The organism is Mesorhizobium sp. M8A.F.Ca.ET.218.01.1.1, assembly GCF_004791165.1.
Classification (GTDB): Bacteria; Pseudomonadota; Alphaproteobacteria; order Rhizobiales; family Rhizobiaceae; genus Mesorhizobium.
Map to the genome: position 1 here is coordinate 47853 of NZ_SRUZ01000007.1, position 23284 is coordinate 71136.

Below are 23284 nucleotides of genomic sequence, written 5' to 3' on the forward strand. Positions count from 1 at the left end.
ACAAGGGCAGGGGATTGGCAGGTCGATGCGGAAAGCGGAAACGGAACAAACCGATGGTGCTATCGGAGATGCCGATGGTTGGAGAGGGAGAGCTTGAACGCCGTCCCTGGGACAAGCTGTTCCCGGCTCTATTCCCGCTCGGCACTCGCGAACACCACGAGATTCCCGTCGGGATCGCGCATGCGCATGATCCAGAAATGGTCGGCCTCCTCGATTGGGCCGGGCTCAAGCCCATTATCCACCAGTCTCTGTCGCTCCGGCGCCAGAGGCAGCACGCCGAGCGTCAGCGTCGAGGTGCCGGCTTTCTGCTTGTCCTCGAACAACTGTACTTCGGCACTGTCGGTGAATTGCCATTCGGCCAGCCCCGGCATCGGCCGGCGCAGCGGCGGCTTGCCGAAGAGTTTTTCGTACCAGCCGATGCTGGCGTCGAGGTCGGAGCAGCTGACATGGGCGAAAATGGTTTCGATTGCCATCAGGAAACCTCCATCGGACCGTGCACTCTTGCCGCAACGCGGCACTGGATGGCACGTTCCGCTGTTTCCTGGCTGCGTGCTCCATTGCTGACGAAAGCTGACAGTGGGCCATGCGATAATGCCGGGAATCGCACGATGACGGAGGCAACATGATGTTGATGCAGGCGACAACAATTCTAAACGGGCAGACCCGCTGATGCCGCCGGTCAAGGTCGATCCCGACAAGGTCAGGGAATTCCCCGACGCGGACAGTTTTTACGCCTGGCTCGGCCAGCACCATGCCACGGAAACCGAAGTGTGGATCAAGGTGCACAAGGTGGGGTCGGGACTGAAATCGATCACGCCGAAGGAAGCGATCGACGTCGTGCTGTGCTTCGGCTGGATCGACGCGGTGCGCAAGGGATTGGACGAGAATAGTTTCCTGCAGCGCTACACACCGCGCGGCAAAAAGAGCATCTGGAGCAAGATCAACGTCGACAATGTGGCGCGGCTGGTCGAGGAGGGCCGCATGACCGCGCATGGGCTGAGGGAGGTCGAGGCGGCCAAGGCCGACGGGCGCTGGGCGCGCGCCTATGGCAGCGGCAAGGAGATGAAAATCCCCGACGATCTGCAAGCGGCGATCGACGCCGAGCCGGCGGCGAAGGCGATGCTGGAAAAACTCAGCGCGCAGAACCGCTTCTCGCTTGCCTTCCGCACCCACAACATGAAGACCGAGGCTGGCCGCAAGAAGAAGATCGAGACCTTCGTGGCGATGCTGAAGCGCGGCGAGACGATCTATCCGCAGGGGAAGAAGTAGGGGTCCTCGGGCGCGGGAATGCGGGTCGATGGCTCGGGCGGCAAGGGTGCCGACGATGCCATGAAGATATCGCCGCGGACGGCCTGGACAAGAAAGTCGAGGACTGTCGTCACACGCAACGGTATATTCCGGCGGGATGGGTAGACGACGTTGATCGGCAGGCGCGTCGGCGAAAAATCCGGCATCAGCTTGACCAGCCTGCCTGCTTCGATGTCCGCCCCGACCAGAATGTGGGAGAGCACCGCAAGCCCGGCTCCTCCCAGTGTCGCGCGATGAACGGCCATCGAATTGTTGGCGACAAGACGCGGCTCGATGCGCAGGACAACGTCGTCCGCTCCGCCTGAGAACGACCACGAACGGCCGTCGCCGGCACGGCTGTAGCAAATGCAGGCGTGATCCTTGATGTCTTGCGGCGTTCGCGGTGAGTCACGTCCCTTGAGATAGCTTGGCGAGGCCACCAGAAAGGCTGTCGTCCAGCCGATCCGGCGGCACACCAGGCTGCTGTCGCCGGCCGGCCCGAGGCGCACCTCGAGATCGATCGCGTTGGCGATGAGGTCCGAAGGCTCGTCCCGAAAGATCAGCTCGACATCCAGCGCCGGATGGCTCTCCAGCAGCCCCGCGAGGCGGTCGCCGATGAACAGGCCGAGCGGCGTGGGCAGGCTCAGCCGCACTTTTCCGGAGACTGTTGCCGTTTCGGCGCCGCTGGCCTGGCCGAGTGCCTCGACCGCTTCGAGGACGCGCAGCGCCATAGGCAACATCTGTTCACCCTCCGCCGTCAAGGCGAGCGCGCTCGTCGTGCGGTGCAGAAGGCGCGTCTTGAGATGCGCTTCCAGCGCCGAGACCTGCCGCGACACTGCCGGCTGCGTCAGATCGAGGTCGAGCGCAGCCGCCGAGAAGGATTTTGTCTGCGCCACCCGCAGGAACGTTCTCAACGCCGATACGACGTCCATCCTCGCCCTCATACTTTTCGACATAAGCCTTATGTCCGCATCCTAGGCGGATGGCGCTTTACTGTCCAGATATTACGGATATTTATTATCCTTAAGGACATAAGATATCCTCAAAAAAGGAGAGACCATGACACAGCGCCTCAACGCCGCCCAGCAATCGCCTGAACTGTTCAAGAAGCTCCTCGATTTCAGCATGGCCGAGGCACACAGCGCCATCGAGGAGAAGACCCGCGACCTCGTCCACATCAGGGCATCCCAGATCAATGGCTGCGCCTTCTGCCTCGACATGCATGTGAAGGAAGCCACGATCCACGGCGAGAGCGAGTTGCGCCTCCATCATCTCGCCGTCTGGCGGGAATCACCCCTTTTCGTTCCTCGTGAGCGGGCCGCCCTTGCCTGGACCGAAGCCGTCACCAAGCTCGCCGAAGGCGGTATTCCGGACGAACTCTATGAGCGCGTGCGCGGGCAGCTTTCGGAAAAGGAGATCTCCGACCTAACCTTCTCGGTCATGGCCATCAACGCCTGGAACCGTGTCAGCGTCGCCTTCAAAACCGTGCCAGGCTCCGCGGACAAGCTCTACGGCCTCGACAAGGCTGGCCTGAACTAAAACCCTTCCTTTCGGCTGACCATCAATCGACGCGGCGCGAGATCTCGGCCGCAAACGGAGACCATCATGAAAATCGTCATCATCGGAGGCACCGGCCTCATCGGTTCCAAGACCACTGAACGCCTCCGCAAGCAGGGCAGCGAGGTGATCGCCGCCGCGCCGAACACCGGCGTCAACACCGTCACCGGCGAAGGCCTGCAGGAGGCACTCGAAGGCGCCGAAGTGGTGATCGACCTCGCCAACTCCCCGTCCTTCGAGGACAAGGCGTCGATGGACTTCTTCACCACGTCAGGCCGCAACCTGCTCGCCGCCGGCAAGGCCGCGGGCGTCAGGCACCATATCGCGCTCTCGGTTGTCGGCACCGAACGCCTGCAGGACTGCGGCTATTTCCGCGCCAAGCTCGTCCAGGAAAATCTGATCAAGGCGTCCGGCATTCCCTACACCATCGTTCATTCGACGCAATTCATGGAGTTCCTGGCCGGCATCGCCAAGTCGGGCACGGTCGGCGAGGCCGTGCACCTGTCGCCGGCCTATGTACAGCCCATCGCGTCCGACGACGTCGCCGATGTGATGGCCGGGGTCGCGCTCGCCGCGCCGATCAACGGCATGATCGAGATCTCGGGGCCCGACCGTGTGCGGATGAGCGAACTCGTCGCCCGCTACCTCAAGGCTGTCGGCGATCCTCGCGAGGTCGTGGCCGATCCGGAGGCGCTCTACTTCGGCGCGAGGCTGAACGACACTTCGCTGGTCTCCGACGACAATCCGCGCCTTGGCCACATCACGTTCGAGCAGTGGTTCGCCGCCTCGGCGCGGAAATCACCGCCGGCAAACGCGGCGGCCTAGGCCCGGGATACCGCTCAATGGAAAAAGGAGTTTTCAAATGATCAAGTCAATCGTCGCCGCCCTCGTCGTGACGGCAGCCCTGGCCGGCCCGGCCGGCGCCACGCAAGCCCCTCGCACTGGCGAGAAGGCGGCCAAGGTCACCCTTGTCTATGAGCATGAACTGCCGAATGTTGCGGGCAAGAGCATCAAGGGCATCCTCGTCGAATATGGTCCCGGCGGTTACTCGCCGGCGCATACCCATCCGAGTTCCGCCTTCATCTACGCGACGGTTCTGGAAGGCTCGATCCGCAGCCAGGTCAATGATGGTCCGGTCAAGGTCTACAAGGCCGGCGAGAGCTTTTCGGAGATGCCGGGCGATCGCCACAGCGTGAGCGAGAACGGCAGCAAGACGAAACCCGCAAAGCTGCTGGCTGTCTTCGTGGTCGATACCGCGCAGAAGGAACTGACCTATCCGGTCAAGAAGTAGGCGCAAGCGGCCGGACGCCATTCCTGGCGGCGGGCCCTGCCAGCAAATTCAATCCTGTCGGAGGACCCATGTTCGGCGATCATCTGGCTCTGGTCCTGATCAACCTTCTGGGGCTCGTCGGCATTGCCGTGTGGTATTTCCAGGGCCGTGGGCGGCCCATGGGGCGCCTGATCGTCCAGATTCTGTTCTTCGCCGGCATGACGGCGGTGCTCGGCTTCAGCGATATCCTGCCGCATTGGATGGGCGAGGCGGATCTACAAGGCTCCGGCGCATATCTGGCGAAGTCGGCGCGCGTCCTCTGGTGGACGCATCTTGCCTGGACGCTTGTCGGCTTTGTGCGCCTTTACATCGTTCTGGAGCACCGACCGCAAGAGGCGCGCCTGCTCCAGGACCTTGTCGTCGCCGCCATCTATCTCGGCGTGGCGCTGTCGATAACAGGCTTCGTCTTTGGCGCTCCCATCGGAACGCTGGCGGCAACGTCGGGCGTGGTTGCGATCATTGTCGGGCTTGCGCTGCAGAATACGCTTGGCGACGTCTTCTCCGGTATTGCGCTGACGCTGGGCCAACCCTTCACGCTCGGCGACTGGATCATGCTGAGCGACGGCACGGAAGGACGTGTCGTCGAGACAACTTGGCGTTCCACGCATCTGCTTACGGGTGCGAACAATATCGTCGTCCTGCCAAACAGCGTGTTGGCGAAGCTGAGCCTGACCAATCTCAGCCGTCCCGACGAGAGGCAGCAATTGACCCTGGCCGTGCGGCTTGCGGCCACGCACGCGCCGCACGTCATCGAGGAGGCCATGCATGCGGCTCTGCGGAACTGCCAACGGATCGTCAAGGAGCCGGCACCGCTTGTCGCGCTCAAGGAGATCGACGCGGCGGCCATCGGGATGGACCTGCTTTTTTGCGTCGCCGGTCCGGGCGACCGGTTGCTTGCGAGGAACGAGGTGATCGACCTTGTCCATCGTCATTGCGAGGCGAACGGCCTGTCGCTTGCGATGTCGCCCCAAAGCTACGCCATCATGCCGCCGGCGACGGCAGGCCAGCCGCTGGCGCGGATCATGCGTTAATGCTCACCCGGCGCGCTCCAGTACCCATTCGAAGCTGTTTTTCCAGAGCTCCGCCGGAATCTCCTGCGCCAGCGCTTCGGTGAGGTCGGAAAGCCTGACACCGCGCAATTTTGCCCGCCAGGCTTCGTCGGCTTCCCACATGATGCGCGACACCGCGCAAGGGCCGCTTTCACAATAGCCCTGAGGGCGGCACGGGTTGTTTGCACGGATGTTGCTGCACACAAACGTACGCGCCTTGCCCTCCACCGCCTCCACGATGTCCAGGAAGGTCAGTTCGGCCGGTGTCCGTGCCAGCCGGTATCCACCCGAAGGGCCGAGCGTCGTATGAACGAGGCCTGCCTGCGACAGGCTTTGCAACGCCTTGGAAAGATATTCCTTGGGAAGGCCGTGGAATTCGGCAAGCGCCTTTGTGGAGAGATAGCGTCCCTCGGGCAGACCGGCGAGAATGGCGCAGCAGTGCAGTGCCCATTCGACTTGGCTTTTCAGGATCATCCACGGGTTCCGGGTCGATGCCGACCAACTCTATTAAGGATATGAAATATCCCTATTCTGCCATGGTGTAAACAGACAGGTTCTGGTGGGAGGGTTCAGCCGTTGTCGTCCCAAGGCGGCTTGTTGGCGTGATAGGCGCAACGGCGCTATCCCGGGGGCTGGAAGTACAGGGCCTAAGCGCCGGAATGCGGGTCGATGCCGTAGGGATGGACGGGGTAGCCGGGTCCGATGGCGCATCGTCTCCCGCTGACATGGCGGGTGGACGAAGGGCGGCATGGCGGCTACCTTTTCGAGCCCGCGATCAGATCGCGCGGCGCAACTGGTCGCCGGGAGTTGTGCTGTTGAGAAGTGTTGCTTCGTGGCTGATGGCGCTGATCATCATGGCCGTGGCCGCGTGTGTCGGGGCGGGCGCCGCCGTCGCCCAGACACAAACGCCCGCCGACCTGCCTTTGCCGTCGGACGTGGCATCGAAGGACATATCGGTCGGAATGAAGGTCGCGCCGCCCTTCGCCTTCAAGCTGCAGGACGGCACCTGGTCCGGATTGAGCATCGACCTCTGGCAGAAAATAGCCGGGCGGCTCAACCTGCGCTTCCACTATGTCGAAGTGCCTAGCGTGCAGGACCAGATCGATGGCGTTGTCGGCGGCAAGTTCGATGTGGCGATGGCCGCGATCACGGTCACGGCCGACCGCGAAAAGACTGTCGACTTCACGCAGCCCTTTTTCACGACCGGGCTCGGCATCGCCACACCGCTCAACAGCCAGCCGTCGTGGCGGCCGATTTTGCGCGCGCTGACCTCGTTCGGCTTCCTGCAGGCGGTGCTGGCGCTGATCGTCATCTCGGTCGTGGTCGGCGTGCTGATCTGGATGTTCGAACGCCGCCACAATGACGATTTCGGCGGCGGCGTTGCCAAGGGCCTGTTTTCCAGCATGTGGTGGTCGACGATCGCCGCGACCCAGGCCAGCACAGGCGATTTCGGTCCGCGAACCGTGCCGGGACGCGTGCTCGCCGCGCTCTGGATGATGGGATCGATCATCGCCATCGCGGTGTTCACCGCGGGCGTCACATCGGTGCTGACCGTGACGCAGATGGAAGGCATGGTGCAGGGCGAAAGCGACCTCGGCACGGTCAGGGTCGGCGCCGTGCGGAATTCCTCGACCGCGTCCTATCTGGATTCGACCCATATCCGGCATCAGGACTTTGCCACCGTCCAGCAGGGCCTGGACACGCTGCGCGCCGGCAAGATCGATGCGCTGGTCCACGACAAGCCGCTGCTTGGCTGGCTGGTCGGACAGAACTATGGCGCGAGCCTGCAGGTCCTCGACGCGACGTTCGACCAGCAGCAATATGCCATCGCACTGCCGCTCGGCAGCCGGCTGCGCAAGCCGCTCGATATCGCCCTGCTGCAAACCTTGGAAAGCGACTGGTGGAAACAGGCCGTCTTCCAGTATCTGGGCGAGAAATAGGCTGTCGGCATGAGAAGGGCGGACCGCTCGCGGCATTGCGCGCAAGAAAAGCCGCCCTTTTTTAAGACTGGTTTTCTGGGATGATGGTTGCCGTCACTGGTTGAGGTCGACCGGTGTCACACCAAGCAGCTTCAGGGCGTTGGCGTAAGTCCGGATGCCTTGCGCCTGCTTGCTCTCGGCACAGAACCGGTTCGCCCTGTCCTGCAGTGCCGTCGCCTGCGCGATCTGGCTCGCACTGGCGCCGGGTTCGGCCTTGGTCCGGATGGCGCCGTCGAGCTGAAGACCGAGCCGGCTGCAATATTCGCTGCGGGTGACCGCCGCCTCCGCGCCCGACTGCGCGACGGCAAGCATGGCAAGCGACATGCCCGTCAGGGCACCCATCCATCCGGCCGAACGTCGTTGCATTGCAGGCGAGATCCCGTTGCGTTGTCTGGCGGCCGCAGCCCGGCCGCCACGGGATGGTTATCGCAGACGATCTTTTCGCCAGTTTTTCCCGGATGTTGAATCTTGTTTCTGAAGTGTGTCTGGAGGCCGGGTTCACACTTCGTCGGCGTCGAACAGCAGCATCGTCAGATCGTCGTCGCCTGGGGCCAATATCCGCCGGTCGGCGGCACAGGCAACGCCGACTTCGCTGGCGAACGCGGCACGGATGTCGTCGAGACTGTCGAAATACAATGTCCCCACCAGATACGGCATCTCGCCCGCCGAAAGCTTGACGATCGGCCGCCTGCTGACATCGTAGCGCCGCAGGCCGGGAAGCTTTTTGGCCAGCGGTATATGAACGTCGAAATAGTGCCGGTCGAAGGCGGCCGGATCGGCCGGGGTTTTGTAGATCACGAGCATCTTGGCCATTGCCATGGTCCTGTCCTGTTGGCGTTGCTGGTCGGGCCGTGCGGGCCGCCGCGCCAAAGTCGTTCGACGAAGGTGGATTTCGACAAGCGAATGATTTTTGACTGCGCGGCTGGAAAGCCGACCTTGGGCGGCCTATCGGCGCGCCCCCGTTCGCGCATACCCGCTGCGGCGCTTCTGCCTCTTCCCCCGGCACTGTCATTCGCGTAAGGGCGCGGGCAAATCCCTTCCATTCGGCTTGAGCCTCCCGGAACTATCATGATCAGACTTGAAAACATCGGCAAGCAGAATGGCCGTCAGCTTGTCTTCATCGAGGCGTCGGCCTCGCTGCAGAAGGGCGAGAAGATCGGCCTTGTCGGGCCCAACGGCGCCGGCAAGACGACTTTGTTTCGCATGATCACCGGCCAGGAGCAGCCCGACGAGGGCCAGGTGCAGGTCGATCGCGGCGTCACCATCGGCTATTTCAGCCAGGATGTCGGCGACATGGCGGGCCACAGCGCGGTGGCCGAGGTGATGAACGGCGCCGGACCGGTGAGCGAGGTGGCGGCCGAGATGGCGGAGCTCGAGGCCGCGATGGCCGATCCCGACCAGGCCGACCGGATGGACGAGATCATCGAAAAATATGGCGAGGCGCAGCACCGCTTCGAGGAGCTCGACGGCTATGCGCTCGACGGACGCGCGCGCGAAGTGCTCGACGGTCTCGGCTTTTCCCAGGAGATGATGGACGGCGATGTCGGCAAGCTGTCGGGCGGCTGGAAGATGCGCGTGGCGCTGGCCCGCATCCTTTTGATGCGGCCCGACGTCATGCTGCTCGACGAGCCGTCGAACCATCTCGACCTGGAAAGCCTGATCTGGCTTGAGCAGTTTTTGAAGGGCTATGACGGCGCGCTGCTGATGACCTCGCACGACCGCGAGTTCATGAACCGCATCGTCAACAAGATCGTCGAGATCGATGCCGGCTCGCTCACCGCCTATTCCGGCAATTACGAATTCTACCAGCAGCAGCGGGCGATCGCCGACAAGCAGCAGCAGGCGCAGTTCGAGCGACAGCAGGCCATGCTGGCCAAGGAGATCGCCTTCATCGAGCGCTTCAAGGCGCGCGCTTCCCATGCCGCGCAGGTGCAGAGCCGGGTGAAGAAGCTCGACAAGATCGACCGCGTCGAGCCGCCCAAGCGCCGCCAGGTGGTGAATTTCGAGTTCCAGCCGGCGCCGCGCTGCGGCGAGGATGTCGTGACCTTGAAGAACGTGCACAAGGCCTATGGCAGCCGCACCATCTATGAAGGGCTCGATTTTCAGGTCCGCCGCCGCGAACGCTGGTGCATCATGGGGGTCAACGGCGCGGGGAAATCGACGCTGTTGAAGCTGGTGGCCGGCGCCTCCGACCCCGACACCGGCACGGTGGCGCGGGGGCCGAGCGTGAAAATGGGCTATTTCGCCCAGCACGCCATGGAGTTGCTCGAAGGCGAGCGCACCGTGTTCCAGACGCTGGAAGACAATTTTCCGCAGGCCGGTCAGGCGCCGCTACGGGCACTTGCCGGCTGTTTCGGCTTTTCCGGCGACGAGATCGAGAAGAAATGCCGGGTGCTGTCGGGCGGCGAGAAGGCGCGGCTGGTGATGGCGCTGATGCTGTTCGACCCGCCCAACCTGCTGGTGCTGGACGAGCCGACCAACCACCTCGACATCACCACCAAGCAGATGCTGATCGAGGCGCTGTCGCAGTATGAAGGTACGATGCTGTTCGTCTCGCACGACCGGCACTTCTTGGCCGCCCTGTCGAACCGCGTGCTGGAGCTGACGCCCGAAGGCATCCACACCTATGGCGGCGGCTACACCGAATATGTCGAGCGCACCGGACAGGAAGCGCCGGGCCTGCGGAGCTGAGCGGGTTGGGGCGGGCGCCGTTCTAAAGCAGTCCGTGTTTCCTGAATTCGGCCTGCTCGTCCCCGCTGATCCAGCCGAACACCTTGAGCTTGCCGTCACGCCTTTCCAGGAGATAACTGACCTCGAAATCAATGGTAATGAGCGCCGCCTTCTTGTTCTGGTACTCTCCGGCCCATTGCACCTTTGCCACGCAGTGGTCTCGATCGATCGGCGTCACGGACACGTCCTTGCACGTCATCTTCCTGGCGCCGATTGTCCTGTAGCCCTCGAAGCCCTTCTTCATGATTTCGATCAGTTGCTTGCCGTTTTCGCCGGCCATGACCGCGCCAGGGGTGACGGAGATGAAGGCGGACGAATAGATGTCGGCGACATCCTTCAAATCGGCTTCGGGCAACAGCGCGTCATTGTAGAATTCCGCATAGGCCGCGAAGAATTTCGCGACCTCGGTTTCGGCGATCATCGTCTTGCTCTCCCCTGAACCGCCGGTTCGCTGTTTCACAAAACGGTGAACAGCTCGACGCAATTCCGGACGGGAAAGGACGCTCCTATCTCAGCGAGATGGCCAGCCCGCTCAGGTCGGCGTTGACCTGCAGGCCCACCTGTTTGCCCGTGAGTTGGAGCTGGGCGCCCTTGTCGTTTGTCATAACGATCACCTGGGCGCCTTTGCCGAGCGTGCCGCCGCCGCCGGCCGCGCCGTAGACGCCGGTCACGTCCCGCGCGCGCCTGATGTGGCGCACGGTGCCGCGGAAATAGGTCTTGGAGACGCCGAAGGCGAGGCCGCCCGAGACGCCGCCGATCGAGATGGGATAGCTTTTACCATGGAAGGTGAACGTCCCTTCGCCACCGGAGCCGCCGACGAAGAACGCCGCCTTGTAGACGGAGAAACGGATCGTGCCGCTGTCGGCATGCGCGGCGCTGGCCAAGCTGACGCCCACGGTGGCGATGGCGGCAACGGCGATTGAACGAAATCCGGATGAAATTTTCATGACGAGAGCTCCTCAAAGATCGCCGCTTATCCATCGGCCTGGTACGACGCATATCAAAGTCTTAGCAGAACAGTCTTGCCCCGGCTTTGGTTCCAAGCACAACTTTTCGTTTCGATCCAATCGCGGCTTTTGGATGACTGACGACGGATGACCGTTTCTGGCGCGAACCAGACATCGTGTCCGAACACATTTTCGCTATCGACACACAGCGGTCGATTTTCGTAAAGGGCGAATGGCGGTGTTGGCCGGCGACCTGCCCATCGGGCCATGTCCTTGTGGGGTGGGAGTTCCGTGTGCTGTCCACAAAGGTTGGGAAAGGCTTCGGGATGAGAATTGCGATGGGGCTTGCAATGTCCGCGTTGGCCGCGACGATGGCTGGATGCGCGACCTCTCCGGTCGACTATGGAGCCTCGCTTTCGCAGCAGGACCAGAAATGGGCGACGCCGCAATGCCAGCAAGCCCGGGCGGCGGCTTCGGACTACGCGGTCCGCGAAAAAACGCATCCGGGCTGGGAATTCGTCGCTCTTGGCCCCTATGGATTGGGAATCATAGCGGCCACCAAGGAGCAGGAGCAGAAGCAGCGAAAGCGGCTCGCCCGCGACGTGCATCTGCAATGTTCGAGCCTGCCGCTGCCGCAGGAATTGCAGGGCGACCTGGGGCCTGCCGGCCCAGACAAGGCGAAATATCCATAACCGGGAACGAGTGCGGATACGATCCTCGACGGAAAATCGTTACGTTTTCCTGCGCTAGCGCAGCAGTCCTTCCGCCTCGAACGTGTCCCAGCCTTCGAGCTTTGGCGCATCGTCAGAGCCCGAATTTCTGGTCTTGCGGGCGTTGCCCGACCGCTTGCCGGCTCGCGTCAGTGCGGCCTTGCCGGCCGCGCGCCGTCTGTTCTCGGACGCTTCCTTCGCATCTTCCTCCCGCCAGGCGGTCGCCAGGTCACGGTCGAGAACGTCCTCGATGTGCCGTGGATCGAAGACGTGGAAGGTCACGGCCTTGGATCGCCCGCGCATCTTCACGGTGCGCGTGCCGATGCTTTTCAGGCGACCATCCCTGAGCCATTTGTGGCGCTCGCGTGAGGAAATGGTGAGAATGTCCTCGGCCTCGCGCGGCAGCACGGCCAGCGCTTCGATCCCTTCCAGTGTCCTGGCAATGGTTGCCGAGGCGGCCCGAAACGCATCCGCGTCGGTCTGCACCATGCGCAACACGATGCGGCCTGTCTCGGCCTTGGCGAATTTCCTCACCGTCCAAGGCAGCCTGGCCCGAACCTCGCGTTCGATCCCCTTCAAGCGCATGGAGGACCCCAGTGTCGCCGACGGCGGGAGCGGCCATTCGGCGACCATTGACGCGGTACCCGTGCCTTGCTCGGATGCGCGACCAGCGTTCTTCGCGATTGCCGCCGCGATGCCGCTCAGGATGTTCCGCAGGGGGCCGCGCTGCTTGGCTGCAGTTTTCATGTCTCATTTTCGCTCATCAGATGCCTGCCGTGGAACGATCATTCGCACAACAGACAACCGAAATCAGGCTCAATCAGTTCCCTGGCCATGCGCATTCCCGAGGCGCTGATCACACTTCTCCTCGTCCCATCGACGCCCGATCGACCCTTGGAATGCACTTGGTCCGAGTCGGCGGGCGATCCTATTAACTTGAGGCGGTGTGTTGAGGGAGGGCGCCCTGGACTGCGCGGCCAGCGATAAGCAAGAAATCCGGTGCCGCTTTTGGCAAACACATCGTCCGCTGTTCCAGGATAATGTGCTGGCTGAATAAGCTTGAGACAAGACGGTTTCGAACAACAATGGCCAGGCGGTTTGCGTTTCTCTTGGTTCGCGACTTCACCCTGTCGCCGCTGTCGCTGTTCATCGACACGCTGCGGCTGGCGGGCGATGAGGGTGATCGCAGCCGCAGGATAGAGTTCGACTGGGAGATCGTCGGCGAACGCGGTCTGCCGATCCGGGCGAGTTGCGGCGTCGAATTGCTGCCGACCGGGGGGATCGGCAATCCGGAGGACTTCGACAATGTCGTCGTGGTCGGCGGGCTGCTCGACACCAACCGCAGCCTGAGTTCCGAGAAGGAGGCGTTCCTGTTGCGCGCCGCCGGCAAGGGGGTGCCGCTGACGGCGCTCTGCACGGGCAGCTTCGTGCTCGCGCGCTACGGCCTGCTCGATGGCTATAGCGCCGCCGTCAGCTGGTTCCACATCAAGGATTTCCGCAGCCGGTTCCCGGAGGTGAACGCTCATGCCGACAGCCTGTTTACCGTCGACCGGGGCCGCTCGACATGCGCCGGTGGCACCGGCGCCGCCGACCTTGCCGGCCACTTCGTGTCCCAGTTCATCGGCCAGAAGGCGGCTGAAAAGGCCGCCAAGATCCTCGTCCTCGACCGGATCAGAAGCAGCAGGGACGTGCAGCCCGTGGGCGACCTGTTTCCTGGTGCGTCGAGCCGGGCGGTGAAACGCGCTTTGCTGTTGATGGAGAGCAACCTCCAGGAGACGCTGTCGGTCGCCGAGATCGCAAGCCGCCTGAACTGCTCGCGGCGCCAGCTCGAACGGCTCTTCGGATCGGAACTGGGCATCGGCCCAATGGCCGCCTATCTGGCGCTCAGGGTGCATCATGCGAAGTCGCTGCTGGAAGGCAGCGACCTGCAGATCGGCGACATCGCCTACCGCTGCGGCTTCACCAATGCCGGCCATTTCAGCCGCGTGTTCCGCCAGCAGACCGGCATCACGCCAACGCATCTTAGGCATCCAAACCGCATGCCGGGCGGAGCCATGATACAATAAAGTCCGCAACGTGACGTGCGGGGTCTAGGAAATCCGCCGCCCGCTGTCGTCGAGCAGGACGCAGCCCTCCGGGTCGAATCCGAGGTCGATCGCCTCGCCTTCGCGAAGCACGCGGCCAGTGATCGGCGTGTTGGCGCGGAGGCTGGTCTTGCCGCCGATGTCGATCTCGTAGATTGCGCTGCCGCCCAGATACGAGGCCGAGACGACGCGGCCAGTGAGCCGGTTGCCGCTCGTTCCAGTACCGACCGAAAATTTCTGCGGCCGCACCACGACAGTGACCTTGCTGCCGTCGGCAAGCGGCCTTGGACACGCCACGCTGATCGTCTGGCCGGTACCGAGCACCACCGCCTGGCCGGACCTGCTCACGGTCCCGGCAAGCATGTTGGCCTTGCCGAGGAAGTCGGCGACGAAGGCGGTGGCCGGCGTCTCATAGACCTGCTCCGGAGTGCCGATCTGCTCCACCGCGCCGGCGTTCATCACCACGATGCGATCCGACATGGAGAGCGCTTCCTCCTGGTCGTGCGTGACGAAGATGGCGGTGATGCCGGTTTCCTTCTGGATCTTCTTGATCTCGACGCGCATCTCCTCGCGCATGTTGGCGTCCAGCGCCGACAGCGGCTCGTCCAGCAGCAAGACCTGCGGCTCGAAGACGATGGCGCGGGCAAGCGCGATGCGCTGCTGCTGCCCGCCCGACAGCTGCGAGGGCAGCTTCTTCTCGCTGCCCGGCAGCCGCACCATCTCGAGCGCCTTGCCGACCTTGCGGGCGATCTCGGGCTTCGGCACGTTGCGGTATTTCAGGCCGAAGGCGACGTTGTCGAACACGTTCTTGTGCGGGAACAGCGCGTAGCTCTGGAAGACCAGCCCGATGTTGCGCTTGTAGATCGGGATATCATCGACCCGCCGCCCATCGATCATGATCTGGCCGCCCGAAATGTCGACCAGGCCGGCGATGGAGCGCAGGATCGTGGTCTTGCCGCAGCCCGAGGGCCCGAGCAGGGTGACGAAGCTGCCCTTGCGGATCGAGAGCGAGAAATCGCGCACCGCGACGAACTTGCCGTAGGCGATGTCGATGTCGCGGAACTCGACCGCCGGGCTGTCTGCCTCGGCGGCCGCGCTCGCGCCGGCTGCCCCGGCCAGGACAGGCCGGGGATGGAATGTCATGTCCTGGCTGTCAGGCACCTTTGGAGATCCTGTTCCACTGCTTGGTCCAGGCGTCCTCGTTGGTCGCCCAATAGGTCGGATCGGCGAAGGTCAGCGACTTCATCGTGCCCGTCTTGTCGAACGCCGGCAGCTTCTCGATCTTCTCGGTCAGCTTGACCTTGTTCGGGTCGAGCGACGGCGGATAGCTCTGGCCCTCGGCCACCGCGATCGAGGTCGCCGGGTCGAGCATGAAGTTGATGAGCTCCTCGCACTCGGCCATCGGCGAGCCCTTCAGGATCAGCATGTCCTCCATCCAGGCATAGGAGCCGGCCGGATCGAGATAGCCGATCGGGTGGCCCTGGTCCTGCAGCGCGGCGACGCGGCCCGACCAGGCATCGGTGACCACGATCTCGCCCTTGGAAAGCAGATCCATCAGCTCCGCGCCGGAGCTCCAGAACTTCTTGGCGAGGTCGCGCGTCTCGCGCACCTTGGCCCAGATGGCGTCCATGTCCTTGAGATTGTTGGGATCCTGCCCGGTGGCGAGCGCCGCGTACCAGACGCGCGTCGTCATGTCGGAATAGCCGCCGACCTTGCCGGCGTATTTCTTGTCGAGCAGCAGTGCCGCGCCCTTTTCCTTGGCTTCCTCCGGCGAGATCACCTTGGTGTTGTAGGCGATACCCGTCGTGCCATAGTCATAGGGCACGGCCGAAAGCTTCGGCGTCAGCTTGCGGAACGGCTCGATCATCGGCTGCAGCACGTTGGCCATGTTGGGAATGTTGGCCTCGTTGATCTCCGAGGTCAGGCCGGCGTTCACATATTTGATGTAATAGTTGACGCCCGAGGAATGGATGACCTGGTAGTCGCCGGGCTTGGCGGTCTTGATCTTGGTGATGATCTCGTCCTCGTCGCCGAACGTGCCCTGGACCACCTTGATCTTGGTCTTGGTCGTGTAGGGCTGGAAGGCGAACTTGTCGATCGCGTCCTGCACCGTGCCGCCCCAACCGTCGAAGCGAACCTCCTGGACCGCGGCGAGCGCCCGGCCCATCCAGGGCATGGAAAGGCCCGCCGAGGCTGCCGCGGCGGCGGTCAGCGTCAGGAAGGTGCGGCGGCTCAAATCGCCATTGGCATATCGGTCGTGCAGTCGTTCCAACCGCTTTGTGGTGGTCAGTTTCATTGTGTTTCCTCCTTTGGTTCGCCACGTCGTCTCAGTTTTGTCAGGCTTTGCAGGATCAGGCCGCCGATCAGCGGGATGCCGACGGTCACCAGGATCATCACGGTGCCGAGCGCGTTGATTTCCGGACTGATCGAGATCTTGAGCATGGAAAGGATCTGGGTGGGCATGGTCTCGACGCCTGCCGGCCGCCAGAACAGGCTGGCCGAAGTGTTGTCGAACGAGATGGTGAAGGCGAGCAGCGCGCCGCCGACCACGGCCGGGATGAGCAGCGGCAGCGTGATCTCGCGGAAGGACGAGAAGCGCGAGGCGCCAAGCGACAGTGCCGCCTCCTCATAGACGCGCCGGATGCCGATCATGCGCGCCTGGGCGATCAGCACGACATAGGGCACGGCAAGCAGGATATGGCCGAGCACCAGGAGCAGCATGGTTCTGGGCTGGTCGACGGCCTTGATCAGCACCAGCAGGCCGACGCCGAGGATTGTTTCGGGCACTAGCGCCGGCAGGATCACCAGCGTGCTCAGCGCCTGCTTGCCGCGAAATTCGAAGCGCACCAGGGCAAACGCCGTGGTGACGCCGATGGCGGTGGTGACGATGGCGGTGACCAAGGCGATCCACAAGGACGTGCGGAAGGCGGCCAGCACCGCGTCGTTGGCCATCAGCTTGCCGTACCATTGCAGGCTGAAGCCGGTCATCGGGAAGCCGCCGAACATCGAGGCGTTGAACGACAGGATCACTGTCGCCACGATCGGCGCGAACATGAAGATATAGACGCAGACCGTGACGAAGCCGGTCAGCCGCCAGGCCCATCTGCCTTCCTGCTTGCGCCGGGTCCCGCTCATCCGCCAAGCCCCGTCATCCACCCAGTCCTTTGACGATCTGCGACATGCCCATGTAGCGCGTGTAGACGGCGGCGAAGAAGCCGAGCACGATGAACAGCACGATCGAAAGCGTGGCGCCCATCGGCCAGTTCAGCTCGCCCATGATGGTGTCGTAGATCAGGTTGCCGAACAGCGCGTCGCGGCCCGAGCCGAGAAGCTGCGGCGTCACATAGCTGCCGGCGGCCAGCACGAAGCAGAGCAGCAGGCCCGCCGCCAGGCCGGGCAGCGACAGCGGCAGCGTGACCTCACGGAACGCCTGCGCGCTCGTGCAGCCCATCGAGCGGGCCGCCGAAATCAACGTGCGATCAATGCTCTCCAGGCTGACATAGACGTTGAGGATCATGTAGGGCAGCAGGAAGTGCAGCATGCCCAGGATGACCGCGCCTTCGTTGTAGAGCATCGGCAGCGGCTCGTTGATGATGCCCAATTTCAGCAGCGCGACGTTGATGACGCCCTGTTCGCCCAGGATGTTGATCCAGGAGAAGGTGCGGATGGTGAAGCTGATCCAGAACGGCACGATCAGCAGTAGCAAGAGCAACCATTTGTGCCTGAAGGTCGTGGCCCAGATGAAATAGGCAGGGAAATAGCCGAGCACCCCGCAAAGCAGCGCCGTGATCGCGCCGACCCGCAGCGTCTTCACAAGGAAGCCGGAATAATAGCTGTCTGTGAGGAATTCGTGCCAGTTCGCGGTCGTCAACGCGCTCGTTTCCACGCCGGCGGTGACGAAGGTGAAGAAGGTATAGCCGGCCATCACGGCGATCGGCAGGACCAGGAAAAAGATCAGCAGCAGGAGCACCGGCGCGACGAGCATCCAGGCCAGCCGTGGATCATACAATGTCCATCGTCGTTTCATGAGCACCCGGACGTTCGCGCCTTCTTGGAAGCGCTTATTTTGTTCCCGGCGCCAAGATTGGGTGATTGCAAGCGCGATGTCTACAGTGGGCGATTGAGCCAGTGGATTTCAGCCCGTTCCCTGCTGGGATAGACGCCAATTTTCGGCGGACGGGGTCGCTGCGCAACCCCGTCTTGCACCTTCGATCGACAAACACGTCGAGGAGGCTTGGTCGGCGCGCCTCAGGCCTTCGAGATACCGCGCGCGATCAGGCGGGCAAGGCGCTCGGAAAACGCCCTGGCGTCGGCCGGCTTGTCGCCGTCGAGCACGCGCGCCTCGTCGTAGAGAAGGTGGGCGGCATCGTCCTTGAAGGCCTGCTCGTCGTCGCCGAGGCTGGCGAGCGCCCGGACGCGCTCGTGGCGGGGGTTGATCTCGAGGATCGGCTTGGCCGTCTTGTCGAGGCGTCCGGCGGCGTTGAGCAGCCGCTCGAACTGCCGATCCGGTCCATGTTCGGGCGCTACCAGGCAGACCGCGCTTTCGGTCAGGCGGTCGGAAGGCTTGACGTCCGACACGGCTTCGCCAAGCGCTGCCTTGACGAAGGCGAGGAAGCCGTCGACTTCGGGCGTAGCCGCCGTGTCCGGCCTCTTCGCCTCGTCGAGCAAGGGAATGTCGGAAAGTTCGGCCACGCCCTGCGTCACCGACTTGAACGGCTTGCCGTCGAATTCCGGCGCCATCGACGTCCAGAAACTGTCGACCGGGTCGGTGAGCAGCAGCACCTCGATGCCGCGCGCCTTGAAACCTTCGAGCTGCGGCGAGGCTTCGAGCCGGGCGCGGTCGTCGCCGGCCATGAAGAAGATCGCCTTCTGGCCTTCCTTCATCGCGCTGGCATAGTCGGCAAGGCCGCGCCAGCCTTCGCCCGAGGCCGTCGAGTGGAAGCGGGCAAGCTTCAAGAGCTGCTCGCGCCGCTCGTGGTCCTCGTAGAGCCCTTCCTTGAGGACGACGCCGAAGTTCTCCCAGATTTTCGCATAGGCCTCGGGCTCGTTCTCGGCCAGCTTCGAAAGATCGCCGAGCACGCGGTTGGTCAGGCCCTTGCGGATCGCGGCCAGCAACGGGCTTTCCTGGATCATCTCGCGCGAGACATTGAGCGGCAGGTCGGCGGAATCGACGAGCCCGCGCATGAAGCGCAGATAGCGCGGCAACAAATCGGCATCGTCGGTGATGAAGACGCGGCGCACATAGAGCTTGATGCGGCCCTTGCGGTCCTGGTCGAAGAGATCGAAGGGACGCGAGCCGGGCACGAAGGCGAGCACTGAGTATTCCTGCCTGCCTTCGGCGCGGAAATGGATGGTGGCGGCCGGCTCGTCATACTGGCCGGCGAGGCTACGGTAGAAATCGGTATATTCCTCGGGCTTGATCTCGCTTTTCGGCCTTACCCAAAGGGCCGTGCCATCGGCAATGTCGCGCGCCTCGGCACCGGGTTTCTCGACGAGCGTGATCGGCACGGGCACGTGGCCCGACTGCGACTTGGCCAGCTGCTCGAGCCGGTAGGAGCCGGTGTAGGACACGGCGTCGTCCATCAGATGCAACACGACGCGGGTGCCGCGCCTGGGAGCGGCTTCGAGCGGGGCGGGCGCGATCTCGTAGGACCCCTTGCCGTCGGACGACCAGCGCCAGGCCTCGTCGCTTCCCGCCAGGCGGCTGATGACGTCGACGCGGGTCGCCACCATGAAGGCGGAGTAGAAGCCGACGCCGAACTGGCCGATGAGCTGCGTGTCTTCGCTGGCATTGCCGGCGCCGACGCGCTCGATGAAGGCGCGTGTACCCGAGCGCGCGATCGTGCCCAGCGCCTCCGTCATGTCGTCGCGGCTCATGCCGATGCCGTTGTCCTCGACGATGATCTCCTTGCTGTCGGGATCGGCTGAGATCGAGATGCGCGGCTTGGGGTCATCGGCCAGCAATTCCGGATGACTGACGGCCTCGAAGCGCAGCTTCTCGCAGGCATCGGCGGCGTTGGAAATCAGTTCGCGTAGGAAGACGTCCTTATCGGAATAGACCGAGTGCACCATCATGTGCAGCAGCCGCGAAACATCCGCCTCGAATGCCTTGGTTTCCGTCGCTTTCGTGCCTGTCGTCATTGCGAGTTTCCCACACTGTTCAACCACCCGCCGCGCCGGAGCGCGAGCGAGACTTCCTTTCAACCATTTTTGGCGGCTCTGGCAACTGAGTTCAGCAAGGCCAGCGCGACGACAATATTGTGATGGGATGCGCCGGCGGCAAGGGGCGGAATCGGCGCCGGCGGCGAAACTGCCAATCTCCCCCCTCGTGGGGGAGATGCCCGGCAGGGCAGAGGGGGGCGCGAAGGAACTCGGCCTTGCTTATTTGCTGGGCTACGCGGTGCGCGCCCCTCCAAAGGCAAAAGTGATCCACTGAGACGTCGGCGGGACAGCGCCCCCCTCTGGCCTGCCGGCCATCTCCCCCACAAGGGGGGAGATTGGCAGCTTCGGTGCCGCGCCCTACTTCCCCGCCATATGGTCGGCAAGCGCTTGCGCCTGGGCAAGCAGCGCGGGGAAGACGGGGTTGTCAGGCAGGCTCTTGCCCATGCAGGCGCGGAAGTCGCTGTCGCCTTTTGCCCAGGCCGCGTCGGCGGCATCGGATGTGTTTTCGTCGCTGTCGCCGGTGGCCTGCTTGACCAGCTTCTGGGCGGCGGCATCGGCGGCGGTCCAGACCGCGTCGCAGGCCGCGATCTTCGGGACGGGAGGTGTCGCCGGCGCCTCGGCGATCATGACGCTGTTGCCCTTGACCAGCGTGACGACGACCTCCTGGTCGTAGTTCGGCCCGACATCCTGTGCCCAGCCGCCGAGGCGGGCGATCGCCATGTCGGCGCCGTCGGGCGTCTTCAGCTTGAAGTCGAGCGTGCCGGTGAAAGCGGCGTCGCTGCCGATGGCCTGGGTGTAGAAGGCATCGAGCTTCAGCGCAGCGTCGAAGCCGGTGGGCAGTTTGAGATCGGCGTCGGTCTCGGCGGCGCGCGACTGCAGCCAGCGCTCGACCAGCCCGCGTGTCGACGCCACGACGCTGGGGCCGTCCTCGGTGCCGTGGCGCAGCCCGTCCAGCATGCCGAATCCGACATCGGAGGAACTGAGGCTTTCGATGTTGATCGTGCCGGCCGCCGGAAAACCCTTGACCGTGAAAGGTCCCAGAAGCGTGGAAAGGCGCTGTTCGAGATCGGCGCGGGCCTTGTCATTGGCCGCATCGAGCGTTTCCACGGGAGCGTTGGCGCTTTCCATCGCGGCGATGGCCGATATCGCCTTGTCGCGCGCGGCGATGTAGTCGTCCTCCGGCGAAGCCGCATGGGCCGCACCGCTCGCCAGCGCCAACACCAAAGTCCAGACCAGACGCATCGTGGAACCTCCGTTTTTACAAGCTCTTCGCGTGGCTTGGTGGCGATTGTGCGGCGGTGAAGTCATGGCGTGGCTGCGGATATCGGGGACGCCGGATCAGCTTTGGCACCGCCGGCAACCGCCATATCAGGAAGACGATGAAACCTTCCGATATCCAGGCCGTTATGGCCGTTGTGGCAGACATCAAATCCAAACCCAAGCCGGTCGGCGGCGCCAAACCAAACGGTGCCAGGAAGCCCCGCCAGCGGGAGGCATCCGATGTCGAGGCCGCTTCCGAGGTCGTCGGCGAGGCCGCACCGCCGCCGGAGGCGGTGGAACCTGATCCGCAACTGAGCCCCGAACAGGCCGAGCAGGCGCGCAAGAAATACCTGCTGAAGCGGTTCTGGATCAGCGCGCGCGGCTATTGGAGCCGGCGCGGCGACAAGCTCGCGTGGCCGTGCACGATCGGGCTCCTGATCCTGATCTGCGTCAATGTCGGCTTCCAGTATGGCATCAATGTCTGGAACCGCTCGATCTTCGACGCCATCGAACAGCGCAATGCGCCGACCGTCTATTTCCTGAGCGCCGTGTTCGTGCCGCTGGTGCTTGGCAGTGTCAGCCTCGTCGTCGCGCAGGTCTATCTGCGCATGACGATCCAGCGCCGCTGGCGCTCCTGGCTCACCACGTCGGTCATCGGCCGCTGGCTCACCAATGGCCGCTACTACCAGCTCAATCTCGTCGGCGGCGATCACCAGAACCCGGAAGCTCGCATTGCCGAGGATCTGCGGATCGCCACGGAATCGCCCGTGGATTTCATCTCCGGCGTCATCAACGCCTTCCTGGCCGCGTCGACCTTCATCGTCGTGCTGTGGACCATCGGCGGCGCGCTGACGCTGCCGATCGGCGGGTCGACCGTCACCATTCCGGGCTTTCTCGTCATCACCGCGGTCATCTACGCAGCGATCACTTCCACCTCGATGGTGGTCATCGGCCGGCATTTCGTCGAGCTCTCCGAGCAGAAGAACCAGGCGGAAGCGGAATTTCGCTACACGCTGACGCGCGTGCGCGAAAACGGCGAGAGCATCGCCTTGCTCGGCGGCGAGGAGGAGGAGCGCAGCGGCATCGACAGGACCTTCGCCGGCGTGCTGAAGCGGTGGGCGATGCTTGCCGGCCAGCACATGCGCACGGCGCTGGTCTCGCAGGGGTCGAGCCTGTTCGCGCCGGTTGTGCCGGTGCTGTTGTGTGCGCCAAAATTCCTCGACGGCTCGATGTCGCTTGGCCAGGTGATGCAGGCGGCGTCCGCCTTTGCCATCGTGCAGGGCGCGTTCGGATGGCTGGTCGACAATTACCCGCGTCTTGCCGACTGGAACGCCTCGGCACGGCGCATCGCCTCGCTGATGATGTCGCTCGACGGACTCGAACGCGCGGAAGAGAGCGACGCGCTTGGGCGCATCAATCGCGGCGAGACCAAGGACGACACGATGCTGAGCCTCAACAATCTCTCGGTGTCGCTCGATGACGGCACCGCCGTGGTCAAGGAAACCGAGGTCGTGATCCAGCCGGGCGAGCGACTGCTGGTGGCCGGCGAATCCGGCTCTGGCAAGAGCACGCTGGTGCGGGCGATAGCGGGCCTGTGGCCGTGGGGCGGCGGCAGCGTCGATTTCCATCCGGGCAAGCGCATGTTCATGCTGCCGCAGCGTCCCTACATTCCCTCGGGCACGCTGCGCCGGGCAGCGGCCTATCCCGGCGCCGCCGAAGACTGGACGGTTCCGCAGATCAAGGCCGCCCTCGACAAGGTGGGGCTCGGTCATCTCGGCGACAAGATCGACGAAGACGCGCCATGGGACCAGACCCTGTCGGGCGGCGAGAAGCAGCGGCTGGCCTTCGCGCGGCTCCTCCTGCACGCGCCCGACATCATCGTGCTGGACGAGGCGACGGCGGCACTCGACGAGAAGAGCCAGGAAAAGATGATGGAAACCATCATCCGCGAATTGCCCGATGTCACCATCGTGAGCGTGGCGCACCGGGCCGAGCTGGAGGCCTTCCACAGCCGCAAGATCACGCTCGAACGGCGCAAGGGAGGCGCCAAGCTCGTCAGCGATATCGATCTCCTCCCGCGCAAGCGCAGGGGCTTGCTCGGCCGCGCCTTGTGGGGTTCCGGCGCCTTGGCCGAGAAGTCGCTCGAGCGCGGCGGCATCCCCCATAAAAAGAACTGAAGACGTCCGGCG

Annotated in this window: 24 protein-coding genes; 10 read left to right on the forward strand and 14 right to left on the reverse strand. The window is 63.7% G+C overall.

All coding sequences use genetic code 11. The annotated features are described in order from the left end of the window. Positions 1 to 128 precede the first annotated feature (128 nt). A complete protein-coding gene (locus EN861_RS23995) occupies positions 129 to 473 on the reverse strand; it encodes a VOC family protein (RefSeq protein ID WP_135865967.1) in 345 nt (114 codons plus the stop codon). A gap of 196 nt (positions 474 to 669) precedes the next feature. Here EN861_RS23995 and EN861_RS24000 point away from each other — a divergent pair, with 196 nt between their 5' ends. Then, a complete protein-coding gene (locus tag EN861_RS24000; protein WP_135865969.1) occupies positions 670 to 1269 on the forward strand; it encodes a YdeI family protein in 600 nt (199 codons plus the stop codon). Here the strand turns inward: EN861_RS24000 and EN861_RS24005 are convergent. Then, positions 1248 to 2219, reverse strand: coding sequence for a LysR family transcriptional regulator (locus EN861_RS24005; protein ID WP_135865971.1), 972 nt, complete (start codon positions 2217 to 2219; stop codon positions 1248 to 1250). The two genes, EN861_RS24000 and EN861_RS24005, sit on opposite strands and share 22 nt — an antisense overlap. Before the next feature lie 127 nt (positions 2220 to 2346). Between EN861_RS24005 and EN861_RS24010 the strand changes: the two genes are divergently transcribed. From EN861_RS24010 to EN861_RS24025, 4 genes are all read left to right on the forward strand, one after another. Beyond that, complete coding sequence (locus EN861_RS24010; protein WP_127277672.1) at positions 2347 to 2826, forward strand: carboxymuconolactone decarboxylase family protein; 480 nt, start codon at positions 2347 to 2349, stop codon at positions 2824 to 2826. A gap of 66 nt (positions 2827 to 2892) precedes the next feature. Then, entirely contained in the window at positions 2893 to 3669 is a 777-nt protein-coding gene (locus EN861_RS24015; protein ID WP_135865973.1) for an SDR family oxidoreductase, read from the forward strand. A 37-nt stretch (positions 3670 to 3706) separates the two neighbouring features. Then, positions 3707 to 4135 carry a cupin domain-containing protein gene (locus EN861_RS24020; RefSeq protein ID WP_135865975.1) on the forward strand — a complete coding sequence of 143 codons (429 nt, stop codon included), beginning with the start codon at positions 3707 to 3709 and terminating at the stop codon, positions 4133 to 4135. A gap of 68 nt (positions 4136 to 4203) precedes the next feature. Continuing rightward, on the forward strand, positions 4204 to 5205 hold the full coding sequence (locus tag EN861_RS24025; protein WP_135865977.1) for a mechanosensitive ion channel family protein: 1002 nt from the start codon (positions 4204 to 4206) through the stop codon (positions 5203 to 5205). A 3-nt stretch (positions 5206 to 5208) separates the two neighbouring features. Here EN861_RS24025 and EN861_RS24030 read toward each other — a convergent pair whose 3' ends face one another. Next, positions 5209 to 5697, reverse strand: a complete 489-nt coding sequence (locus EN861_RS24030) for an Rrf2 family transcriptional regulator (RefSeq protein ID WP_127870255.1) — start codon at positions 5695 to 5697, stop codon at positions 5209 to 5211. Positions 5698 to 6038: 341 nt separating this feature from the next. Between EN861_RS24030 and EN861_RS24035 the strand changes: the two genes are divergently transcribed. Further along, on the forward strand, positions 6039 to 7163 hold the full coding sequence (locus tag EN861_RS24035) for a transporter substrate-binding domain-containing protein (protein ID WP_245512094.1): 1125 nt from the start codon (positions 6039 to 6041) through the stop codon (positions 7161 to 7163). A gap of 93 nt (positions 7164 to 7256) precedes the next feature. Here the strand turns inward: EN861_RS24035 and EN861_RS24040 are convergent, their stop codons facing one another. Both EN861_RS24040 and EN861_RS24045 read right to left on the reverse strand, forming a co-directional pair. Then, positions 7257 to 7568, reverse strand: coding sequence for a hypothetical protein (locus EN861_RS24040; RefSeq protein WP_167531328.1), 312 nt, complete (start codon positions 7566 to 7568; stop codon positions 7257 to 7259). Positions 7569 to 7700: 132 nt separating this feature from the next. Then, positions 7701 to 8015, reverse strand: coding sequence for an EthD family reductase (locus tag EN861_RS24045; protein ID WP_015316871.1), 315 nt, complete (start codon positions 8013 to 8015; stop codon positions 7701 to 7703). A gap of 255 nt (positions 8016 to 8270) precedes the next feature. Between EN861_RS24045 and EN861_RS24050 the strand changes: the two genes are divergently transcribed. Next, entirely contained in the window at positions 8271 to 9893 is a 1623-nt protein-coding gene (locus tag EN861_RS24050) for an ABC-F family ATP-binding cassette domain-containing protein (RefSeq protein WP_127870257.1), read from the forward strand. A gap of 22 nt (positions 9894 to 9915) precedes the next feature. Here EN861_RS24050 and EN861_RS24055 read toward each other — a convergent pair whose 3' ends face one another. Together EN861_RS24055 and EN861_RS24060 are read right to left on the reverse strand one after the other, a co-directional pair. Further along, the gene (locus tag EN861_RS24055; RefSeq protein WP_135865979.1) at positions 9916 to 10353 is read right to left on the reverse strand and encodes a nuclear transport factor 2 family protein; all 438 of its coding nucleotides are present in this window, start codon (positions 10351 to 10353) and stop codon (positions 9916 to 9918) included. 85 nt (positions 10354 to 10438) lie between these two features. Next, a complete protein-coding gene (locus tag EN861_RS24060; protein WP_127277665.1) occupies positions 10439 to 10879 on the reverse strand; it encodes a hypothetical protein in 441 nt (146 codons plus the stop codon). Between the two features lie 326 nt (positions 10880 to 11205). Between EN861_RS24060 and EN861_RS24065 the strand changes: the two genes are divergently transcribed. Beyond that, entirely contained in the window at positions 11206 to 11571 is a 366-nt protein-coding gene (locus EN861_RS24065) for a hypothetical protein (protein WP_127277664.1), read from the forward strand. Between the two features lie 54 nt (positions 11572 to 11625). Here the strand turns inward: EN861_RS24065 and EN861_RS24070 are convergent, their stop codons facing one another. Continuing rightward, positions 11626 to 12336: a hypothetical protein gene (locus EN861_RS24070; RefSeq protein ID WP_127277663.1), complete on the reverse strand. Its 711-nt coding sequence runs from the start codon at positions 12334 to 12336 to the stop codon at positions 11626 to 11628. A gap of 338 nt (positions 12337 to 12674) precedes the next feature. Between EN861_RS24070 and EN861_RS24075 the strand changes: the two genes are divergently transcribed. Beyond that, the gene (locus tag EN861_RS24075) at positions 12675 to 13655 is read left to right on the forward strand and encodes a GlxA family transcriptional regulator (protein ID WP_127870262.1); all 981 of its coding nucleotides are present in this window, start codon (positions 12675 to 12677) and stop codon (positions 13653 to 13655) included. 24 nt (positions 13656 to 13679) lie between these two features. On the opposite strand, the gene EN861_RS24080 is transcribed toward EN861_RS24075, so the two are convergent. The 6 genes from EN861_RS24080 to EN861_RS24110 form a co-directional block, all read right to left on the reverse strand. Beyond that, on the reverse strand, positions 13680 to 14834 hold the full coding sequence (locus tag EN861_RS24080; RefSeq protein ID WP_135865981.1) for an ABC transporter ATP-binding protein: 1155 nt from the start codon (positions 14832 to 14834) through the stop codon (positions 13680 to 13682). After that, the gene (locus tag EN861_RS24085; RefSeq protein ID WP_127280705.1) at positions 14827 to 15969 is read right to left on the reverse strand and encodes an ABC transporter substrate-binding protein; all 1143 of its coding nucleotides are present in this window, start codon (positions 15967 to 15969) and stop codon (positions 14827 to 14829) included. Before EN861_RS24085 ends, EN861_RS24080 begins: the two co-directional genes overlap by 8 nt. Continuing rightward, the gene (locus EN861_RS24090; RefSeq protein ID WP_127870264.1) at positions 15966 to 16808 is read right to left on the reverse strand and encodes an ABC transporter permease; all 843 of its coding nucleotides are present in this window, start codon (positions 16806 to 16808) and stop codon (positions 15966 to 15968) included. Before EN861_RS24090 ends, EN861_RS24085 begins: the two co-directional genes overlap by 4 nt. A gap of 13 nt (positions 16809 to 16821) precedes the next feature. Next, positions 16822 to 17700 (reverse strand): ABC transporter permease, encoded by an 879-nt coding sequence (locus EN861_RS24095; RefSeq protein ID WP_127280570.1) that lies wholly within the window; start codon positions 17698 to 17700, stop codon positions 16822 to 16824. 221 nt (positions 17701 to 17921) lie between these two features. Beyond that, positions 17922 to 19814, reverse strand: coding sequence for a molecular chaperone HtpG (htpG, locus tag EN861_RS24100; RefSeq protein ID WP_135865983.1), 1893 nt, complete (start codon positions 19812 to 19814; stop codon positions 17922 to 17924). Between the two features lie 378 nt (positions 19815 to 20192). Continuing rightward, on the reverse strand, positions 20193 to 21077 hold the full coding sequence (locus tag EN861_RS24110) for a hypothetical protein (RefSeq protein ID WP_135865985.1): 885 nt from the start codon (positions 21075 to 21077) through the stop codon (positions 20193 to 20195). 173 nt (positions 21078 to 21250) lie between these two features. Between EN861_RS24110 and EN861_RS24115 the strand changes: the two genes are divergently transcribed. Then, the gene (locus tag EN861_RS24115; RefSeq protein ID WP_135866407.1) at positions 21251 to 23272 is read left to right on the forward strand and encodes an ABC transporter ATP-binding protein/permease; all 2022 of its coding nucleotides are present in this window, start codon (positions 21251 to 21253) and stop codon (positions 23270 to 23272) included. The last annotated feature ends 12 nt before the right edge of the window (positions 23273 to 23284 follow it).

What these genes read in the sequence shown, in the direction of transcription:
- EN861_RS24040 (WP_167531328.1), bottom strand. Translation starts at nt 7,568, where the DNA reads ATGCAACGACGTTCGGCCGGATGGATGGGTGCCCTGACGGGCATGTCG.
- EN861_RS24020 (WP_135865975.1), top strand. Translation starts at nt 3,707, where the DNA reads ATGATCAAGTCAATCGTCGCCGCCCTCGTCGTGACGGCAGCCCTGGCC.
- EN861_RS24065 (WP_127277664.1), top strand. Translation starts at nt 11,206, where the DNA reads ATGAGAATTGCGATGGGGCTTGCAATGTCCGCGTTGGCCGCGACGATG.
- EN861_RS24055 (WP_135865979.1), bottom strand. Translation starts at nt 10,353, where the DNA reads ATGATCGCCGAAACCGAGGTCGCGAAATTCTTCGCGGCCTATGCGGAA.
- EN861_RS24010 (WP_127277672.1), top strand. Translation starts at nt 2,347, where the DNA reads ATGACACAGCGCCTCAACGCCGCCCAGCAATCGCCTGAACTGTTCAAG.
- EN861_RS24090 (WP_127870264.1), bottom strand. Translation starts at nt 16,808, where the DNA reads ATGAGCGGGACCCGGCGCAAGCAGGAAGGCAGATGGGCCTGGCGGCTG.
- EN861_RS24075 (WP_127870262.1), top strand. Translation starts at nt 12,675, where the DNA reads ATGGCCAGGCGGTTTGCGTTTCTCTTGGTTCGCGACTTCACCCTGTCG.
- EN861_RS24050 (WP_127870257.1), top strand. Translation starts at nt 8,271, where the DNA reads ATGATCAGACTTGAAAACATCGGCAAGCAGAATGGCCGTCAGCTTGTC.
- EN861_RS24025 (WP_135865977.1), top strand. Translation starts at nt 4,204, where the DNA reads ATGTTCGGCGATCATCTGGCTCTGGTCCTGATCAACCTTCTGGGGCTC.
- EN861_RS24110 (WP_135865985.1), bottom strand. Translation starts at nt 21,077, where the DNA reads ATGCGTCTGGTCTGGACTTTGGTGTTGGCGCTGGCGAGCGGTGCGGCC.
- EN861_RS24000 (WP_135865969.1), top strand. Translation starts at nt 670, where the DNA reads ATGCCGCCGGTCAAGGTCGATCCCGACAAGGTCAGGGAATTCCCCGAC.
- EN861_RS23995 (WP_135865967.1), bottom strand. Translation starts at nt 473, where the DNA reads ATGGCAATCGAAACCATTTTCGCCCATGTCAGCTGCTCCGACCTCGAC.
- EN861_RS24085 (WP_127280705.1), bottom strand. Translation starts at nt 15,969, where the DNA reads ATGAAACTGACCACCACAAAGCGGTTGGAACGACTGCACGACCGATAT.
- EN861_RS24070 (WP_127277663.1), bottom strand. Translation starts at nt 12,336, where the DNA reads ATGAAAACTGCAGCCAAGCAGCGCGGCCCCCTGCGGAACATCCTGAGC.
- htpG (WP_135865983.1), bottom strand. Translation starts at nt 19,814, where the DNA reads ATGACGACAGGCACGAAAGCGACGGAAACCAAGGCATTCGAGGCGGAT.
- EN861_RS24030 (WP_127870255.1), bottom strand. Translation starts at nt 5,697, where the DNA reads ATGATCCTGAAAAGCCAAGTCGAATGGGCACTGCACTGCTGCGCCATT.
- EN861_RS24045 (WP_015316871.1), bottom strand. Translation starts at nt 8,015, where the DNA reads ATGGCCAAGATGCTCGTGATCTACAAAACCCCGGCCGATCCGGCCGCC.
- EN861_RS24060 (WP_127277665.1), bottom strand. Translation starts at nt 10,879, where the DNA reads ATGAAAATTTCATCCGGATTTCGTTCAATCGCCGTTGCCGCCATCGCC.
- EN861_RS24005 (WP_135865971.1), bottom strand. Translation starts at nt 2,219, where the DNA reads ATGGACGTCGTATCGGCGTTGAGAACGTTCCTGCGGGTGGCGCAGACA.
- EN861_RS24015 (WP_135865973.1), top strand. Translation starts at nt 2,893, where the DNA reads ATGAAAATCGTCATCATCGGAGGCACCGGCCTCATCGGTTCCAAGACC.
- EN861_RS24095 (WP_127280570.1), bottom strand. Translation starts at nt 17,700, where the DNA reads ATGAAACGACGATGGACATTGTATGATCCACGGCTGGCCTGGATGCTC.